Origin of the sequence: Povalibacter uvarum, from assembly GCF_014202975.1 — a bacterium.
Lineage (GTDB): Bacteria > Pseudomonadota > Gammaproteobacteria > Steroidobacterales > Steroidobacteraceae > Steroidobacter > Steroidobacter uvarum.
In genome coordinates, this window is sequence record NZ_JACHHZ010000001.1 from 731,293 (window position 1) to 748,711 (window position 17,419).

Sequence of the window (17,419 nt, forward strand, 5' to 3'; positions counted from 1 at the left end):
GAGCGTTCTCCGCGTTCTAGTCGTTGGCACGCACCCAGCCATACGCAGCGTTCTGGCGCTGCCCGCCATTCTCGAGGTACGCCACTTTCGCTTTCGAGATACCGTCGGCCGGGATCGCATTGCGTTTCGCCTTGACGTCCACGTTGTAAAGCTTCGCGGCGTTGAGGCCGAGGATCTTCGCCTTGTCCTCGTTCGTGAGTTTCGAGTAGCCGAATTTCTCGCAGAACTCATCCGAGATATTGAAGCGCTTGAAGGCTTCGATCGCCCATTGCGGCGACCCGAACCACAGACAGTCCGTGCCCCATACGACGTGGTCGGAACCGTAGTTCTTGATGTTCTTGCCGATGCCGTGCATGCACAGCACCGGGTCGGCGATCACGAGGGCGTTGAAGAAGCTGCCGAGCTCCGGATAGATGTTGTTGATCTTCGGATTGCGCTTCTTGATGTCCATCAGGATCGAATGCCACTCGAAATCGCCCGTGACCGGATCGAACTTGTTGCTGTCGAGATAGTTCGGCTCGCTCGGGCCGTGCTTGATCGCCGAGTGATAGACGACGAAGTTGAAGTCGGGGTTCTGCAGCGCCGCCTTCTCGAGATCCTTCGGATTGGCGAGATGTCCGAGCTGGCGCGACTGGTACGAATAACCCTTGTGTACGCTGATGAGTTTCATGCCGCGCTTGCGTGATTCCTCGTAGAACCACATTGCGTTGTCGTCATCGCACTGGAAGCCGTTGCCGGTGCGGCCGGGGTCGGTGTGGCAGTACCACTTCCAGGAGTCGATCTTGTACTTCTCGAGCTCGCGCTCCATCTGTTCGATGGTCGCTGCCTTGTCGATGCGATTGTTGGCCTTGTCCCAGTAATGATTCGGCGCGAGATTGCCCTGGCACAGCGCACGCTGCGACCCGGCCATTTCGTTGATCTCGCGCTTCTTCTCGCCCATCAGCCAGCTCGGAAGAATGGCGAAGGGCGGGTTGCGCTCCGCGCCTTCGAGCACACGGCCGTCGGGTGCGCGCTGATTCTCACGCGTCGGCACGCCGGAGATGACGACCATGTTCGTCTCGCTGTCGAAGAACATCTCCTTGACGAAGTTCTTGAAGCTGTACGACTCGACATCGTCCTTGAGGCTGAAGCCCATGTTCCGGGCGGTCTCGCTGTTGCGGAAGTTCAGGGCGATGCCGTTGGTGAAGTGGGCCTGCACGTCGATCACGAAGTACTCGCCCTTCGGATACTTCTCCTCGACGGCCGCGACTTCGAAGGTCTCGGCGTCGCTGACGTCGAACACCTTGCCGTAGACGCGGTTGGATGCCGCGAAGCAGGTGGCGAGGCCCATGGAGCTGGCCATGAACGTGCGGCGGTCGACGTTGAGCTTCCTGGCCCGCTCCGCGGACATCTCGCCGATCAGGTGCTCGAGCTGCTTCTGCCGCTCGTTCTGCGGGCGCGGAACGTATTCCTCGTTCGACACCGATTGGGTGGGAAGCGGCGAGTCGACGCCCTTCTTCAGATCGCGCTCGATCTTGCGAATCCACATGTCGAAACCCTCGGCGGTGCAAACGGTGTATCAGGCGATGCGTATTCTAGGCGTCGATGACGGTCGGTCATTATCACGCTTGACGATTATTTGCAGTGCTCGTCATAGTCGTCGCATGAGCAGATCGTCAGCCGGGGGGTGGACGGTTGCCAAAGCAACTGTCGCGTTGTGCGTGGCGCTTGTCGCTCGCCCGGCGCATCCGCACGCGGGTGCCGATGCAGTCGAACCCGATGCCACGGCTCTCATGGAGCTCGGTCGGCTTCAGTACGCGCAGCGCGAATTCGCCTCGGCCCAGGTGAGCTTCAGCCGGGCGGTCGAGCAGATCGAACGAGCGCACGATCCGCTCGCGAGCGAACTGATCGAGCCCTTGGTTGCACTGGGCGATGCGCAGGTCGGCGCAGGTCGCTTCGAGCAGGCGAGCCAGTCATTCGCTCGCGCGGTGTCGATCGTCCGGCGCGAAGGCGGAGTGAACGATGCACGGCAGCTCGTGCCGCTGGAAAAGATGGCGGATGCGCAGGCCTTCTCAGGCCAGATGCAGGCGGCGGCAGGCAGTCTCAAATACTTCGAGCGGGTGAGCGAGGCGACGTACGGGGCGCAGTCCCGACCGTTTGGCGAGAAGCTGACCCGGGTTGCGGACCGGTTGTGCCAGTTCGGATTCTATTTCGATGGCCGATCGCGGCATCGACGCGCGCTTGGGATTCTCGACGGCGCGGACACAGCGGAGATCGACGCCTTGCGGTCGACCGCCCGATGCAATCTCTACGAGATCTCCGCGTTCGCGATCGTGACACCCGCACAGCTTCCGGAACAGTTGCGCGGCGTCGCGGGTCGACCACAACACTTCAATGCGGACAGCACGTCATTCCGCACGAACGTCGTAAGGCTCATGCGGTACGAGTCGGAGCAGGCGCTCACACGGGCGGCCCGGCTTGCATTGGCCTCCGAGACGATGCCTGCGTCCGAGAAGGTCCAAGTGCTGCTGGAAGCAGGTGACTGGTTCCAGATGAGGGACCATGTCCGCACGGCGCGTGGTTACTACGAGCAGGTCCTGCTGTTGATGAGGACGGGCGACGACGCCCGGACGACCCTGCTCTCATCGCCGGTGATGCTCATGTACGCACCGCCGCCGTTGTCGTTGCTGAACGAGTTCGAGCGCAGCGAGGCCACCACCCGGAGGTTCGTGGTGGCGCAGTTCGAAGTGCGGGCCGACGGACGCGTCCAGAGCGAGCGCGTCATCGCGCGCGATGCGACGAAGACGATGGTCGACGAGACCCTGAGCGCGCTGCGCGCGGCCCGGTATCGGCCGCGCTTCGTGAACGGCAAGCCGGAGGACACGCTCAAAGTGACGTACCGGCAGATCTTCCTGCAATAGCTACGCGAACGCGGAATAGACTGCTGTGCGCAACTCACGGCGCAGCGGATAGGTCGTCGATGGCATGAGCTGCGTCATGAAGATGACGATCATGTCCTCGTGCGGGTCGACCCAGAAGTACGTGCTCGCCATGCCGCCCCACGAGTAATCGCCGATGCTGCCCGGGAGCAGCGAGCGGGCCGGATTCAGCGTGACGGAGAATCCCAGCCCGAAGCCAACCCCGGCGTAGGCTGTTTCGCTGAACAGCGAGACGGACAGATCGGGCAGCTCTTTGCCGTCGGGAAGGTGATTGCTCGTCATGAGCTCGAGCGTCTTCGGGCTGAGGATGCGCACGCCGTCCAGCGTACCGCCGCCGATGAGCATGCGGCAGAAGCGCAGATAGTCGCCGAGTGTGGAGATGAGACCGCCACCGCCGGAAACGAAATGCGGCGTCTTCAGGAAAGGACTGCGCTGCGGGTCGTCTTGAAGACGCATGCCGCCTTCGGGCGTCGCGGCGTAGCAGGCTGCAAGACGGCTCTGCTTGTCGGGCGGCACCGAGAAGTCGGTGTCCTTCATGCCGAGCGGATCGAGGATGCGGCTGCGCAGGAACTGTTCGAACGGCTGGCCGGAGATCTTGCCGACGAGATAGCCGAGGACGTCCGTTGCAACCGAGTAATTCCAGACCGTGCCGGGCGAGAACTCCAGGGGCAGCGTTGCAAGCGTGTCGATCATGCCGTCGAGCGTCACGGCACCGCTCGTGTAGTCGTCCAGACGAAGACGCCGGTAGGCCGCGTCGACGTTCGTGCGCTGCTGGAATCCGTAGGTGAGACCGGAAGTGTGGCGCAGGAGATCGACGATCAGCATCGGTCGCTGCGGTCGATGCGTCTTGAACGTGCCGATGAATCCGCCGTCGTAGACCCCGAGATCCCGCCACTGGGGAATGTACTTGTGCACCGGCTCATCCAGCGCCACGAGGCCATCCTCGACGAGCATCATGAAGGCAACGCTCGTGATCGGCTTCGTCATCGAGTAGATCCGGAAAAGCGTGTCCTCGGTGACCTTCTGCTGGCGCTCGATGTCCCGCTGCCCGAGTGCGCTCAGGTGCGCGATCTCGCCGCGTCGCTGGATCAGTGTGAGAGCGCAGGGCAGGCGGCCGGTCTCCAGATAGCGGCTCTGCAGGAAGCGGTCGAGGTGCTGCAGACGGGACGGAACGAATCCGGCGGCTTCGGGGCGAATCTGCATTGCGGTTTCCCTCAGATCTTCGACGTCTTCTGCGTTTCGGCCATGAAGATATAGACCAGCAGCGAGATGAACACGCAGCCGGTGACGTACCAGTAGAACAGCGACTCGTGGCCGATGTTCTTCAGCCACAGCGCGATGTACTCCGCTGTCCCGCCGAATAGCGACACGGCGATCGCGTAGGGGAGGCCGACACCGAGCGCGCGGATCTCGACGGGGAACAGCTCGGCCTTCACGACGGCGCTGATCGAACTATAGAACGAGGAGATGAACAGGCCGGTCATCACGAGGGCGAAGGCCATCCACGCGCTATGCGTGTTCTCGAGAGCGCTCAGCAACGGCAGCGTGCCGACGAGCGCCATGATGCCGAACGCGATGAGCATCGGTCGGCGACCGATCCGATCCGAAAGGGCGCCCATCAGCGGCTGCAGCAGCATGAAGACGAACAGGCTGCCGGCGGAAACCAGCGTGGACTCGCCCTTGGTGAGCCCTACTGTGTTCACGAGAAACTTCTGCATGTAGTTCGTGAACACGTAGAAGAACAGCGTGCCGCCCATGGTGAGCCCAATGACCGTGAGAGTTTCACGCGGGTGCTGGAGCAGCACGCGGACATGGCCCGCCTCCTTACGATGAATCTTCTGACCCTCCGAGAACGACTCCGTCTCCGCGAGATTCCGGCGCAGCCACAACGCGACGAGCGCGGCGATCGCGCCGATGAAGAACGGAATGCGCCAGCCCCAGGCGTCGAGCTGCTCGGCGGTAAGGAATACGAACTGCAGAAGCAGCAGCACCGCGAGCGCGAGCAGCTGACCCATCACCAGCGTGACGTACAGAATTCCCGAATAGAAGCCGCGACTCTCCTTCGAGGCGATCTCGCTCATGTAGGTGGCGCTCGTGCCGTATTCGCCGCCGACGCTGAAGCCTTGCAGGATACGTGCGATGACCAGCAGTGTGGGTGCCGCGATTCCTATGGTTGCGTAGCCGGGCGTGACCGCGATCAGCAGCGATCCGGCGCACATGAGCAGCACCGAGAGGGTGAGAGCGGCCTTGCGTCCCCGACGATCCGCGTAGCGACCCATGACCCAGCCGCCGATCGGCCGCACGAGAAATCCGACCGCGAAGATCGCCGCGACGTTGAGGAGCTTGGCGGTCTGATTGCCTTCAGGGAAGAACGAGTGTGCGAAATAGATGGCGAACGCCGAGTACGTGTACCAGTCATACCACTCGACCAGGTTGCCGACGGAGCCGCCGAAGACCGATCGCAGTTGGCGCTTTCGCTGTTCAGTCGCCGCAGGGGAGGTGGTCAAGGATGCGCCGCTTTACTTGTTCTTGGAGCGCGGATGGTGACGTAGCGAACCTCGCGACGTAAAGAGTCGAGGCAAAAACAAAAGTCGGGAACGAACACGGGGACGGCCGATGAGTGCCGTCCCCACGTTGTTTTCCGCTATGCGAAGCAATCAGTGACGATCGCGAACCTCCTGCGGGTCGTGCTCACGGGCGCGTCGCTTTGCCTCTTCCTCGGCCTGCTCGATGTCGCGTTCCTCGCTCGCGTTCACATCGCCCGCACGCTCGATTTCCTCGCGGCCACGCGGGGAGTTCACGAACTCGCGAGTTGCCTCGCGATAGTGACGATCCGCTGTCTTGTTGCCTTCGCCTTCGTTGGCGCCCGAGCGCGCCTCTTCCTTACGCGGTTTGGGTTTCGGTGGGTTCTTGCTCGCCATGATGCTTTCTCCATCGAGTCATCGGTACACCCAGATCGAACGCCTGCGGTCGGGGTGGGTTCCGGTACGCATTCCGAGCAGCGGATGCTGTAAGGTGTGTGGCCAGGCCCTGTCAGAAATAGCCCGAACGGCCGCGGGCGCGTCGCACAAGGGACTCGAGGAACTTGCGGATATCAGGTGTGTACTGGATTCTCGCTGCCATCTTTCTGTTGATTGCCCTTGCCGTGCCGAAGCTGCGGCCCGTCGGTATTCTCGGCAGTGTCGTGTTGGGCCTCATGCTCGGCTGGGGCATGGTGCAAAGGTTGCGCACGCAGCCGCCTGACACTGCCAGTGTCCGTGGCAGCCCGTCGTCACCGACAAGTGCGGTCAGGGCGTTCCCGCTGGAATCGCTCGACGCGAAGGACCTGCGCATCGCGGGCAACGGCGCGCCTTTCGAAGTCCGGGGGCGCGTTACGAATCGGTCGCCGGATCTGCGCCTGCGATCGTTCACGGTGATGATTTCGCGGCGCGACTGCTTCGACGGGTCTCTCGATCCGAGCGGGTGCTCGGTGCTCTGGGAGAGCCGGCAGTGGGTCGAGCTCTCGCTGGCGGCAGGTGAGAGCCGCGATTTCGTCAGCTCCTTCTGGACCCGCGGCGAAGTGCCGCGCGCGCGCGGGCGCATTCAGGACAAGATCGATGTCGTTGCTGCTGACGGTGAGCTGGCGCCGCGGATTGAAGCGGAACAGCCGGGAGCGTAGCCGCTGCCGTCATTCCCGCGAAAGCGGGAATCCATGCCTTGTTCCGGATGGATTCCCGCTTTCGCGGGAATGACGAGGGGCGGCGCTTTCGCGGGAATGACAGATCAAATCCCGTTCTGCCACGTGCTCGGCAGCCCGGTCCGCTCGATCGCCTCTTCGATGCGCAGGCACGCGTCGCGCGCTTCAGGCTGGTTGCGCAGGCTGCGGGCGATGGAGTTCAGGAATGTCCCGATGACGCGGGTATTCGGGTGAGCGGCGGAGAGTTCGGCTTCGACGCGATCCATCAGTTCAAACATGTCGTCCTGGTCGCACGAAGGGAAGGTCATGGTGCCGACCGCGTCATGCACGGCGGCCAGGGCCTGGTGTATTTCAGTCAGCGCCTGAGTGTCCACGAAGGCTACTGTGGACCTCGGGATAGCGGTCCGCAAGCATCGAAACCCGCGGGCGGATCGCATCTTCATTGCGGCGCCGCAGCGCGATGCATAAGCTCGCCGCTTTCGGCCTGAGCAGACTTCGCATGCGGATATTGCTGCCTTACCTGATCGCCGGCTGGTCCGGCTTCTTCGTCATGGCCGTCGAGCTGCTCGGCGGACGGTTGCTGGCACCGACCTTCGGCAGCAGCATCTATGTCTGGGGTGCGATCATCACCATCTTCATGCTGGCGTTGTCGCTGGGTTATCTCGCCGGAGGCCGATATTCGATGCATGCACCGAATGTGCGTCGTCTCGGCGCGTTGCTGCTGATCGCCGCCGCGACGGTCGTGCCGATCCTGCTTTTCGGCGAAGCGATGCTCGATGCTGTCGCGATCGCAGTGCCCGATCCGCGTTTCGGGTCGCTGCTTGCGTCTCTCGCCCTGTTCGGCGTGCCGACGTTCTTCTCGGGAATGATCTCGCCCTATGCCGTGCGGCTGCTCGTGCACGACCCCCGCAACGCGGGACGTCATGCGGGTCAGCTCTATTTCGTTTCGACGTTCGGGAGCGCTGCCGGAACGTTGCTCACGTCGTTCTATTTCGTGCTGATCCTCGAGGTGAACCAGATCCTCATCAGCCTGCTCGCGATATCGGCGGTGATCGGGATGACGGCGGTGATGCAGAAGGGTGATGAGGTGCAGGCGTGATCTTCAGGATTTCCATGGTGCTGGTTGCCCTGGCGGCCGCAGCCGCAGTGCACGCTGATTCGCCCAGGCTGCTGCACTCGGAGCGATCGCTCTATCGCGAAGTGCTCGTATATCAAACGGGTGATCAGCGTTGCATGTGCTTCACTCGTAACTGCCGCGTGGGGCGGCAGTCCTGCATGGACATGAAGCACCCTGATCATTTCGAGCTGAATTACACGCGCATGATGCTGGGCGCGCTCTACCTCAAGCCCCAGCCGCGCTCGGTGCTCGTCATCGGCCTCGGCGGCGGCACGCTGCCTCGGGCGCTCGTTCGGTTGCTGCCGGATGTGTCGATCGACAGTGTCGAGATTGATCCTGCGGTGGTGCGTGTCGCGGAGAAGTACTTTGATTTCTCGCCGAGCGAGCGCTCTCGCGTCGCCGAGCAGGACGGGCGCGTCTTCGTGAAGCGGGCGATCCGCGAGAGGCGCCGCTACGATCTCATCATGCTCGATGCGTTCGACCACGAGTACATTCCCGAGCACCTGCTGACCCAGGAATTTCTTCGCGAGGTGAAATCGTTGCTTGCTCCGGACGGTGTGCTCGCGGCGAACACATTCTCATCGAGCCGGCTCTACAGTCACGAGTCGGTCACGTATGCGTCGGTGTTCGGCACCTTCTACAACCTGAAGCGTGAGAACCGCGTGATCTTCGCAACCAATGGGACGCTGCCGGATCTCCCGACGATTGCGACCAACAGCCGCATTCACGAAGCGAAGCTCAGGACGTTCGGAATCGAGACGGAAACGCTGCTGCCGCTGTTTTCCACGCGGGCGGACTGGAACGCGAAAGCGCGGGTACTGACGGATCAGTACTCGCCGGCGAATCTGCTGAATCTGGAGTAAGCGCGCTCCGTCATTCCCGCGAACGCGGGAATCCATCCGGAAGTCCGTCATTCCCGCGAAAGCGGGAATCCATCTGTTGGCGAAGATGGATCCCGCGTGCGCGGGGACGACGATGCCGCAACGTTTCGAGATCCCCGCTTTCGCGGGGATGACAGGGGCTTCGCCCCGTCAATTCACACGCCCGCTCAGCTTCTCCAGCTTCTCCAGGGCGATATTCACATCCTGCAGCGTCGGGATCGGGCTTTCGCCGCCGGTCATGTTCTCGTTCGTCGCGGTCGAAAGCAGCTCTGCGTCTTTCTTCCACGATTCGAGAATGGCGCGCTTGGCATCGACGTCCAGCTTCGGGTCGCGAAGCACATCCATGGGCGTCTTGAACTGGCGGCTAGGATCGGCAATGGCGTCGTCGGTGCGGTCCTGTTGCTGACTCATGCGGATTTTCCTCAATCGCGGCGGGAGAGCAGACCGACCAGCAGCGCGACACCGGCGGCCACGCCGATCACACTCCAGGAATGATCGCGCACGTAGCTGTCCGTGTGACGGGCGATGCGACGTACGCGCCGCTGCATCTTGCGGTCGTACAGATGATCGACGACGTTGTGCAGAGATTTCTCGGTACGTGCGCGGGCTTCCTGCACGCGATCGCCGGTGACCTCGGCCGTCGCTTTCAATAGCGCCTCGGTGTCGCGGGCCACGGCCTGCAGATCTCTGCGCAGATCTCTCATCGGGGATTGCAAAGCGCTGCCGTTTCTCATGGCGGGACCTCCTTCAAATGCTGGGCGTTATCACTTACGCAACGTACGGGGCCGTGCGCGGTTCCCGCTAGGCGGCGTGCCGAACGCCAGCTACGCTGTGCGCATCGCGTAACGATCGGCGAGCGACTCATGCCAGCGACAAAGCGCAAATCGTCCAGCAAGGCCAAGCGCGCCCCCGCGCGCCGCAAGACGCCCAAAAAGGCAGCACCCCGCAGCCGGGGCATACAGCCCGAGGATTGCCGGATCGACGAGCTTCCGCCGGAAGCCGCCGAGGTGGCGAAGCGAGTCGAGCAGGAAGGCGGCGCCATCGTCGGGCGCTACTACGAACCGCTCGGCCGCAATCCGCTGCTGCTCGCGGCGCTGCCGATCGACAGCGTCGAACCGACTCCCTTCCAGCGCGATCTGTCGGACGCGCATCACAAGAAGCTGTCGGAAGTGATCGACCGGACAGGGCTGTTCCTCGATCCCGTCATCGCGATCACCGCACCTGGCCAGGGCTTCTGGACGCCGAACGGTCGCCATCGCCTCGAGGCACTGCGTCGGCTCGGAGCGAAGTCGATCATCGCGCTCGTGGTGCCGAAGCGGGAGATCGCGTGGCAGATCCTCGCGCTGAATACCGAGAAGGCCCACAACCTGCGCGAACGGTCCCTCGAAGTCATCCGTATTTACAAGGGGCTGCTCGAAGAGGATGCGAGCCGTGCCGAGAAGGATTTCTCGTTCTACCTGGAAGACCCGGCCCTGGTCACGCTGGGACTCTGCTACGAGCGCAAAGGCAATTTCGCCGGCGGCGCCTACCACTCCATTCTGCGGCGACTGATGGAGTTCTCCACGGATCCGATCCGCAAGGCGATCGCCGGGCACGAGAAGACGGCGGAGAAGCTGTTCGAGCTCGACACGATGGTGACCGAGGCCGTCGACAAGCTGAAGGAGCGTGGCCTGGTCAGTCCGTATCTGCGTGCATTCGTCGTCGCTCGCATCAATCCTTTGCGCTGGATCAAGGATGAGCCGCCGCCGCTCGCGGAGGTGCTGAAAACGATGCGCGACCGTGCCGCGAAGTTCAACGCCGACAAAGTGAACCAGCAGGACCTGGCGCGCAGCGGCGGAGTGCCGGACGAGACCGGTTGAGAGTCACGGGTCCGGCACGAAGCTCGCCGGGAACGGTACGGCAACGTGATCCTTCACCGGCCTCTGCTTTCGCGGCAGCACGCCCTGCGCGACGAGGTTGCGATACGAGTCGTAGTAGATCGATATCGTTTCATCGGGCGTCGACGATTCGCGGCGGAAATCGACGTACTGCGCGGGTGACGACTCGCGCTGTCCGTGTCCCGTGCCGAGGTTCGCATCATCGCGCTGCCGCGATAGTTCGGCATCGCCGGATTGCGATCGCGCTGCTGGCGCTTCGGCACCTTGCTCCATGGGCGGGTTGAACGATGGTCGATGAATGCGTTCGCGAAACAGCGCGACCCCGATCACGCCGACGTTGTCGGGCCGGCCCGTGCGTGCTGCGTAGGAATCGGGCAGGGCGGTGAAGTAGAACGTCGCCACCTCATCCATGCTCTTGCGCCAACCCTCGACTGACACGCAATCCCAGCGCTCGAGCACGTAGCCTTGCTGGCTCGTCGCTGCCGTCTGTCCGCTGATCACATTCACACCGTCGACGCTCGTGACAGCGAGCACACGTTGCTGCGAATGATTGCGCACCCGGATCTCGTATTGATGGCCAGGCTCGCCGGCGACGTACAGGCGCCCACGATGTTCGTGGACCGACAGGAATCGATTCGCGGTCCGGTCGTAGAGCTCGACAGCGGCCAACGAGCCCGCACGAGCAGCAAAGGGCAGGGCGAACAGCAGGGCGAGCGCCAGCAAGCGAATCATTGAAGGCTCCGTCAGAGTAGGTCTGACGGTATCAACGACGAAGGTCTGGGAAAGGGTTAGAGAGCCTGCTAGCCCGCCAGCCGGCTTCTTTCTCTCCTCGGCTTCCTGTACGCCAGGTACTGCGGCGTCCACATATGCGCTGCAATCCGGCGCGACAATTCTTCCTCGGTGCACGGCTCGGCGAGTCCGAGTCGCTGCGCCTCGCGCGCAACGGCCAATGCGACTTGCCGCGAAACTTCGCGAATCGTCTGCAGGCCTGGGAGCAGCGGTGCTTCTATGTTCTGTCTTGCCGGGGAGAACTCACTAAGAGCCCGCGCGGCGGCGACGAACATTGAATCGGTGACGCGTTGTGCCTGGGCCGCGATCACGCCGAGGCCAACGCCCGGGAAAATGTACGCGTTGTTGCACTGTGCGATCCGGATGCGGCGATCGCCGTGAATGACGTCCTCGAAAGGGCTGCCGGTTGCGACGAGCGCGCGGCCGTCGCTCCACGCAATCATGTCCGCCGGCAAGCCCTCGCATTTCGATGTCGGGTTCGACAGGGGGAAGATGATCGGGCGCGCCGTGTGCCGCGCCATTTCGCGCACGACGTTTTCGTCGAAGGCGCGCGGCTGTGCGGCTGTACCGATCAGGATCGTCGGATGCACATGCTTCACAACGTCGAGCAGCGTGATCGACTGGCGGTCACTGACTTGCCAGTTCACTGTCTCATCGACGGCCCGCGCGTACTCGCGTTTGAATGGCTCGAGGTCGGTGCGCCCGGAATGAACGAGTCCCTGGCTGTCGACGAGCCAGATGCGCGAGCGGGCCGATGCTTCGGATAGTCCTTCGGCCTGCAGGGCTGTGACGAGCTGACTCGTGATGCCGGTGGCGGCTGAGCCCGCTCCCAGCAGAACAATGCGCTGGTCGCCCAGCGTCGAGCGGTTTGCAGCGACCGCTGCCAGCGCGGCCGCAAGCGTGACGGCTCCGGTGCCCTGGATGTCGTCGTTGAAGGTGCAGAGGCGATTGCGATATCGCTCGAGCAGCCGTGCCGCGTTGTTCTTCGCGAAGTCTTCCCACTGCAGGAGCACCTTCGGAAAGCGCCGCTGCACGGCGGCGACGAAGGCTTCGATGAAATCGTCGTAGTCCCGGCCGCGAATACGCTCGTGCCGCTCGCCGAGGTAGAGCGGATCGTCGAGCAGGTCGCGATTGTTGGTGCCGATGTCCAGCACGATGGGCAGCGTCACCGACGGATGAATGCCGGCGCAGACCGTGTAGAGCGAAAGCTTGCCAACGGGGATCCCCATGCCGCCGATGCCCAGATCGCCCAGGCCAAGAATGCGCTCGCCGTCGGTGACGACGATGACTTGCACGTCAGCCTCACCGACATTCGCGAGGATCTCGTCGATGTTGTGGCGCTGGGAGTAGGGGATGTAGACGCCGCGCGGCCGATGGTAAATGCGGCTGTACGACTGGCAGGCGGCGCCGACGACGGGCGTGTAGATGATCGGCATCAGCTCGGCGAGATGCTTGCTGAGCAATCCGTAGAACGCGGTCTCGTTACGATCCTGGAGTGCGGTCAGGTGCATGTACCGCTCGAGGTCGGTGGTCTTGCTGCGGTAGACGCCGTAGATGCGCTCGAGCTGGACTTCGAGGGTCGAAACCCCGGAGGGGAGCAGGCCGGTCAGTCCGAATTCGCGGCGTTCGGCCTCCGTGAACGCGCTGCCCTTGTTCAGGATCGGGTGTTCCAGGAGCAGGTGCCCGGTCAGGGAAGTCTCAATGTATTCAGTCCCGTGGACGGGATCGCGCCGGATCTCGAATAGCTTGTCCAAGACTCCCCCGGTTGTATGCAATTCTGATGGGTCGCGGATAGTACCCTGTCCGAGGGGGTCTGAAAGGCCCCGGCGCATCTGGCGTTTGCCAGCCGGGCAATCTCCCGTTATGTTCCGCGCTGCTTTCGCGAGGGACCTGATGCCCGTATGGCAATGAATTTTCTGGACTTCGAGCAGCCGATCGCCGAGCTCGAAGCCAAAATCGATGAACTGAAGTTCGTCTCGAACGACGCCGAAGTGAACATCGGCGAGGAAATCGCGCGCCTGCGCGCGAAGAGCCGGACGCTCACGACCAGCATCTTCTCGAATCTGACCCAGTGGCAGATCGCGCAGCTCGCCCGTCATCCGCAGCGTCCCTACACGCTCGATTACATCTCGGCCATCCTGACCGACTTCCAGGAACTGCACGGCGACCGCATGTACGCGGACGATCACGCCATCGTCGGCGGCCCGGCGCGGCTCGACGGTCGACCTGTGATGATCATCGGTCATCAGAAGGGCCGCGATACGAAGGAGCGCGTGCGTCGCAACTACGGCATGCCGAAGCCCGAGGGCTATCGCAAGGCGCTGCGCCTGATGCACATGGCTGAGCGCTTCCAGATGCCGCTCATCACATTCATCGACACGTCAGGCGCGTATCCGGGCGTCGGCGCGGAAGAACGCGGACAGAGCGAGGCGATCGCGCGCAATCTGTTCGAGATGTCGACGCTGCGTGTGCCGATCATCAGCGTCGTGATCGGCGAAGGCGGTTCGGGCGGCGCGCTGGCGATCGGCGTATGCGACCGGCTGCTGATGCTTCAGTACAGCGTGTACTCGGTGATTTCTCCCGAAGGCTGCGCGGGCATTCTCTGGCGCAGCGCGGACAAGAAGGATCTCGCGGCCGAAGCGATGGGCATCAGCGCGGAGCGCATTGCGAAGCTCGGTGTCGTCGACGAAGTCATCAAGGAGCCGCTGGGCGGCGCGCATCGCGATCCGCAGGTCATGGCGGACAACCTCAAGGAAACGCTCCTGCGTCAGTTGAAGGATCTGGAGTCGCTCAGCGTCGACCAGCTCCTCGCGAACCGCGACAAGCGGCTGCGCGGCTACGGAGTGTTCAGCGAAGGATGAGGGCCTCGTAGCGACGAGCGCGCCGTCCGATACTGGTGGCCATGTCGCTCAGCCCAGCCTCCGTTCTCTCCGGTCTCAAAGCCGCCTTGCCTGCCCAGGCTGGCGGCGATATCTGCGTCGGGTTCAGCGGCGGGCTCGATTCCACGGTTCTGGTTGCAGCGCTGGCGCAGGCACGCCAGGTCGAACCTTCGCTGCGACTTCGCGCCATTCATATCGATCATCAGTTGCAGCCTCAGTCAGCGGCGTGGGATGAGCATTGCCGCTCCATCGCGAACGCGCTGGACGTCGAGTATCGATCCTGTCGGGTTACCGTCGTGCTGGATCCCGAAGAGGGACCCGAGGCATCGGCTCGCGCGGCGCGATACCAGGCGCTGCAATCCCTGTTGCGACCCGGCGAAACGCTGGTGACCGCTCATCACGCCGACGATCAGCTCGAGACCCTGCTGCTCGCGCTGATGCGAGGCGCTGGAACCCGGGGGCTCGCCGGTATGCCTGCCTGCCAACCGCTCGGGATCGGGTGGCACGCCCGGCCGTTGCTCGAGTTCACTCGCGCGGAGCTGGAAGCGTGGGGCAGGGCGCAGGGATTGCGCTGGATCGACGATCCGACCAACGGCGACAGTCGCTTCAGCCGGAATTTCGTGCGGACCGAGATCGTTCCCCTTCTGCGCACTCGATGGCCCGCGGCTGCGTCCAATGCGTCGAGAGCGGCGGCGCATCTGGCGGAGGGCGCGGAGCTGCTCGATGAACTCGCGGCGATCGACTGCAGCCCGGCACTGGTCGGCAGCTGCCTCGCGGTCGATGTTCTGGCGGCGTTGTCTCCCGCGAGACGGAGGAATGCGCTTCGATACTGGCTGCGGCAGCGCGGCGTGCGGTCGCCATCGACACGAAAGCTCTCGGCACTCGAACACGACATGCTCGTCGCCGATCCGGACCGCTCGCCGGTCGTCGATTGGGACGGTTACGAGATCAGGCGCTTCCGGGGTCTGCTTTACGCGGATCGAGAGCTTCCGCGGACGGCAGCGACGCCCCGGGAGTGGGATTGGCGGGAGTCGCTCGTGCTGCCGCCGGGACTGGGCACATTACGTACTGCGAACACCGGCGGGTCAGGGTTGTCCGCAGCTGCGCTGCCGCCGACGCTGCGAGTGGATTTCAGGCACGGCGGCGAAGCGATCCGTCCCGCCGGACACGATCATCATCGGACGCTGAAGAATCTGCTGCAGGAAGCGGATATTTTGCCGTGGTGGCGTAGTCGGGTTCCGCTCATCTGGGCGGGCGACCGGCTCGCGGCCGTGGGCGATCTGTGGATCGCGGATGAATTCGCGACTCACGACGAACGAAGCGGCGTGCGGATCGTCTGGGACGAACGTCCGTGGATCGTCGCCATGCGCTGAAGCCGCGCACGCGAAAAAAATCTCGTCGTCGATACGGCGTTCAGCGGTTTGCTTCTTTCATCGATCGGACGATTCCGATAAACTGCTCTCCCGTCGTGAGTGCGGCGGTGCGCGGCCAGCGCATCGACGTTTTCTCTTACTCTCTTCATCGACGGTGCCCCGATGACTCGTTATATCTGTGTGACTGGCGGTGTCGTTTCCTCATTGGGAAAGGGCATCGCCGCAGCGTCGTTGGGCGCCATTCTCGAGGCGCGCGGTCTCAAGGTCAGCATGGTGAAGCTGGATCCCTACATCAACGTGGATCCGGGCACCATGAGTCCCTTTCAGCATGGTGAAGTGTTCGTCACGAACGACGGCACCGAAACCGACCTGGATCTCGGGCACTACGAACGCTTCGTGCGCACGACGACGTCGCGCAACAGCAACTTCACGACCGGTCGCATCTACGAGCGCGTGATCGCGAAGGAACGTCGCGGCGACTACCTGGGCGCGACAGTTCAAGTCATTCCTCACATCACGGACGAGATCAAGCACTGCATCCGCATGGGTGCGGGCGATGCGGACGTGTGCATGGTCGAGATCGGCGGTACGGTCGGCGACATCGAATCGCTGCCCTTCCTCGAAGCGATCCGCCAGCTCGGCGTCGAGATGGGCCGCAACAACGTCCTGTACATGCACCTGACGCTCGTTCCGTACATCCCGAGCTCGGGTGAGATCAAGACGAAGCCGACGCAGCACTCGGTCAAGGAACTGCGGTCGATCGGTATCCAGCCGGACATCCTGCTGTGCCGTTCGCAGAACGCGATCCCGGACGAGCAGCGCCGCAAGATCGCGCTGTTCACGAACGTGGAAGAGCGTGCTGTCATCTCGGCCGTGGATGCGGACGACATCTACAAGATTCCGATGCTGCTGCACGAGCAGCAGCTCGACAGCATCGTCGTCGACAAGCTCCGTCTGGAAGTGAAACCGGCCGATCTCAGCGAGTGGCGCCGTGTCGTCGCCGCGAAGACGAATCCGGATACGACGGTCAACATCGCGATGGTCGGCAAGTACGTCAACCTGCGCGACGCGTACATTTCGCTCAGCGAGGCGCTGACTCACGCAGGTCTCGCGACGCGCACCCGCGTCAACATCCAGTTCATCGAGGCGACCGATGTCGAGAAGCACGGGACCGGCTGCCTGGAAGGAGTCGACGCCGTTCTCGTCCCGGGCGGCTTCGGCGAGCGCGGCATCGAAGGCAAGATTCTCGCGATCCGTTACGCCCGCGAGCATCAGATTCCGTACCTGGGCATCTGCCTGGGAATGCAGCTCGCGATCATCGAGTACTCGCGCAACGTCGCCGGTCTCGAAGGTGCGCATTCGACTGAGTTCAACCGCAGCGCGCCGCATCCGGTGATCGCTCTGATCAGCGAGTGGCAGGACAACAAGGGTACGGTCGAGCAGCGCACGGAGAAGTCGGATCTCGGCGGCACGATGCGTCTCGGAGCGCAGGAAGTGCGGCTGTCCCACGGCTCGCGCGCCCACCAGATTTACGGTTCGGACGTGATCGCCGAGCGTCATCGTCATCGCTTCGAGTTCAACAACCGCTATCTGCAGAAGATCATGAATGCGGGCCTGCGCTTCTCCGGCTTCTCGCGCGATGGCCTGGTGGAAATGATCGAACTGCCGGCGCATCCGTTCTTCGTGGCCAGCCAGTTCCATCCGGAATTCCGTTCGACGCCCCGCGATGGTCACCCGCTGTTCACCGGCTTCATCAAGGCGGCACGGGCATATCATCAGGAGCAGATGCCGGCTGCTGCGAATGGATGAGAGTGGCGTGAGGCTCGAGCCTCGAGGCTTGAGCCCGGAGGCGGCGCCCTCATTCTGGCTCGAGCCGCGAGCCTCAAACCTCGTGCCCCTTTGACGTTCA

Annotated in this window: 17 protein-coding genes; 8 read left to right on the plus strand and 9 right to left on the minus strand. The window is 63.2% G+C overall.

Features of this window, described 5'->3' with window-relative positions; all coding sequences use genetic code 11:
* Positions 1–16 precede the first annotated feature (16 nt).
* Positions 17–1,528 (minus strand): amidohydrolase family protein, encoded by a 1,512-nt coding sequence (locus HNQ60_RS03065; protein WP_184329535.1) that lies wholly within the window; start codon positions 1,526–1,528, stop codon positions 17–19.
* Between the two features lie 115 nt (positions 1,529–1,643).
* Between HNQ60_RS03065 and HNQ60_RS03070 the strand changes: the two genes are divergently transcribed.
* Positions 1,644–2,900 (plus strand): tetratricopeptide repeat protein, encoded by a 1,257-nt coding sequence (locus HNQ60_RS03070; protein ID WP_184329536.1) that lies wholly within the window; start codon positions 1,644–1,646, stop codon positions 2,898–2,900.
* On the opposite strand, the gene HNQ60_RS03075 is transcribed toward HNQ60_RS03070, so the two are convergent.
* From HNQ60_RS03075 to HNQ60_RS03085, 3 genes are all read right to left on the minus strand, one after another.
* Complete coding sequence (locus HNQ60_RS03075; RefSeq protein ID WP_184329537.1) at positions 2,901–4,121, minus strand: serine hydrolase domain-containing protein; 1,221 nt, start codon at positions 4,119–4,121, stop codon at positions 2,901–2,903.
* Between the two features lie 11 nt (positions 4,122–4,132).
* On the minus strand, positions 4,133–5,425 hold the full coding sequence (locus HNQ60_RS03080; protein ID WP_184329538.1) for an MFS transporter: 1,293 nt from the start codon (positions 5,423–5,425) through the stop codon (positions 4,133–4,135).
* 150 nt (positions 5,426–5,575) lie between these two features.
* Positions 5,576–5,839 (minus strand): hypothetical protein, encoded by a 264-nt coding sequence (locus tag HNQ60_RS03085; protein ID WP_184329539.1) that lies wholly within the window; start codon positions 5,837–5,839, stop codon positions 5,576–5,578.
* 179 nt (positions 5,840–6,018) lie between these two features.
* Between HNQ60_RS03085 and HNQ60_RS03090 the strand changes: the two genes are divergently transcribed.
* A complete protein-coding gene (locus HNQ60_RS03090) occupies positions 6,019–6,576 on the plus strand; it encodes a hypothetical protein (protein WP_184329540.1) in 558 nt (185 codons plus the stop codon).
* 104 nt (positions 6,577–6,680) lie between these two features.
* Here the strand turns inward: HNQ60_RS03090 and HNQ60_RS03095 are convergent, their stop codons facing one another.
* The gene (locus HNQ60_RS03095; protein WP_184329541.1) at positions 6,681–6,968 is read right to left on the minus strand and encodes a hypothetical protein; all 288 of its coding nucleotides are present in this window, start codon (positions 6,966–6,968) and stop codon (positions 6,681–6,683) included.
* Between the two features lie 125 nt (positions 6,969–7,093).
* Between HNQ60_RS03095 and HNQ60_RS03100 the strand changes: the two genes are divergently transcribed.
* Both HNQ60_RS03100 and HNQ60_RS03105 read left to right on the plus strand, forming a co-directional pair.
* On the plus strand, positions 7,094–7,693 hold the full coding sequence (locus HNQ60_RS03100) for a fused MFS/spermidine synthase (RefSeq protein ID WP_184329542.1): 600 nt from the start codon (positions 7,094–7,096) through the stop codon (positions 7,691–7,693).
* 176 nt (positions 7,694–7,869) lie between these two features.
* Complete coding sequence (locus HNQ60_RS03105) at positions 7,870–8,574, plus strand: spermidine synthase (RefSeq protein WP_184329543.1); 705 nt, start codon at positions 7,870–7,872, stop codon at positions 8,572–8,574.
* A gap of 168 nt (positions 8,575–8,742) precedes the next feature.
* On the opposite strand, the gene HNQ60_RS03110 is transcribed toward HNQ60_RS03105, so the two are convergent.
* Together HNQ60_RS03110 and HNQ60_RS03115 are read right to left on the minus strand one after the other, a co-directional pair.
* Positions 8,743–9,003: a hypothetical protein gene (locus tag HNQ60_RS03110; RefSeq protein ID WP_184329544.1), complete on the minus strand. Its 261-nt coding sequence runs from the start codon at positions 9,001–9,003 to the stop codon at positions 8,743–8,745.
* 11 nt (positions 9,004–9,014) lie between these two features.
* Complete coding sequence (locus tag HNQ60_RS03115; RefSeq protein WP_184329545.1) at positions 9,015–9,326, minus strand: DUF883 family protein; 312 nt, start codon at positions 9,324–9,326, stop codon at positions 9,015–9,017.
* 129 nt (positions 9,327–9,455) lie between these two features.
* Here HNQ60_RS03115 and HNQ60_RS03120 point away from each other — a divergent pair, with 129 nt between their 5' ends.
* A complete protein-coding gene (locus HNQ60_RS03120; protein ID WP_184329546.1) occupies positions 9,456–10,451 on the plus strand; it encodes a ParB N-terminal domain-containing protein in 996 nt (331 codons plus the stop codon).
* 3 nt (positions 10,452–10,454) lie between these two features.
* On the opposite strand, the gene HNQ60_RS03125 is transcribed toward HNQ60_RS03120, so the two are convergent.
* Complete coding sequence (locus HNQ60_RS03125; RefSeq protein ID WP_184329547.1) at positions 10,455–11,201, minus strand: hypothetical protein; 747 nt, start codon at positions 11,199–11,201, stop codon at positions 10,455–10,457.
* Between the two features lie 68 nt (positions 11,202–11,269).
* The gene (locus tag HNQ60_RS03130) at positions 11,270–13,012 is read right to left on the minus strand and encodes an NAD-dependent malic enzyme (protein ID WP_221303986.1); all 1,743 of its coding nucleotides are present in this window, start codon (positions 13,010–13,012) and stop codon (positions 11,270–11,272) included.
* Between the two features lie 147 nt (positions 13,013–13,159).
* On the opposite strand from HNQ60_RS03130, the gene accA reads away from it, so the two are divergent.
* From accA to HNQ60_RS03145, 3 genes are all read left to right on the plus strand, one after another.
* The gene (gene accA, locus HNQ60_RS03135) at positions 13,160–14,119 is read left to right on the plus strand and encodes an acetyl-CoA carboxylase carboxyl transferase subunit alpha (RefSeq protein ID WP_184329549.1); all 960 of its coding nucleotides are present in this window, start codon (positions 13,160–13,162) and stop codon (positions 14,117–14,119) included.
* Positions 14,120–14,160: 41 nt separating this feature from the next.
* On the plus strand, positions 14,161–15,510 hold the full coding sequence (tilS, locus tag HNQ60_RS03140; RefSeq protein WP_184329550.1) for a tRNA lysidine(34) synthetase TilS: 1,350 nt from the start codon (positions 14,161–14,163) through the stop codon (positions 15,508–15,510).
* Positions 15,511–15,672: 162 nt separating this feature from the next.
* Positions 15,673–17,319, plus strand: coding sequence for a CTP synthase (locus tag HNQ60_RS03145; RefSeq protein ID WP_184329551.1), 1,647 nt, complete (start codon positions 15,673–15,675; stop codon positions 17,317–17,319).
* The last annotated feature ends 100 nt before the right edge of the window (positions 17,320–17,419 follow it).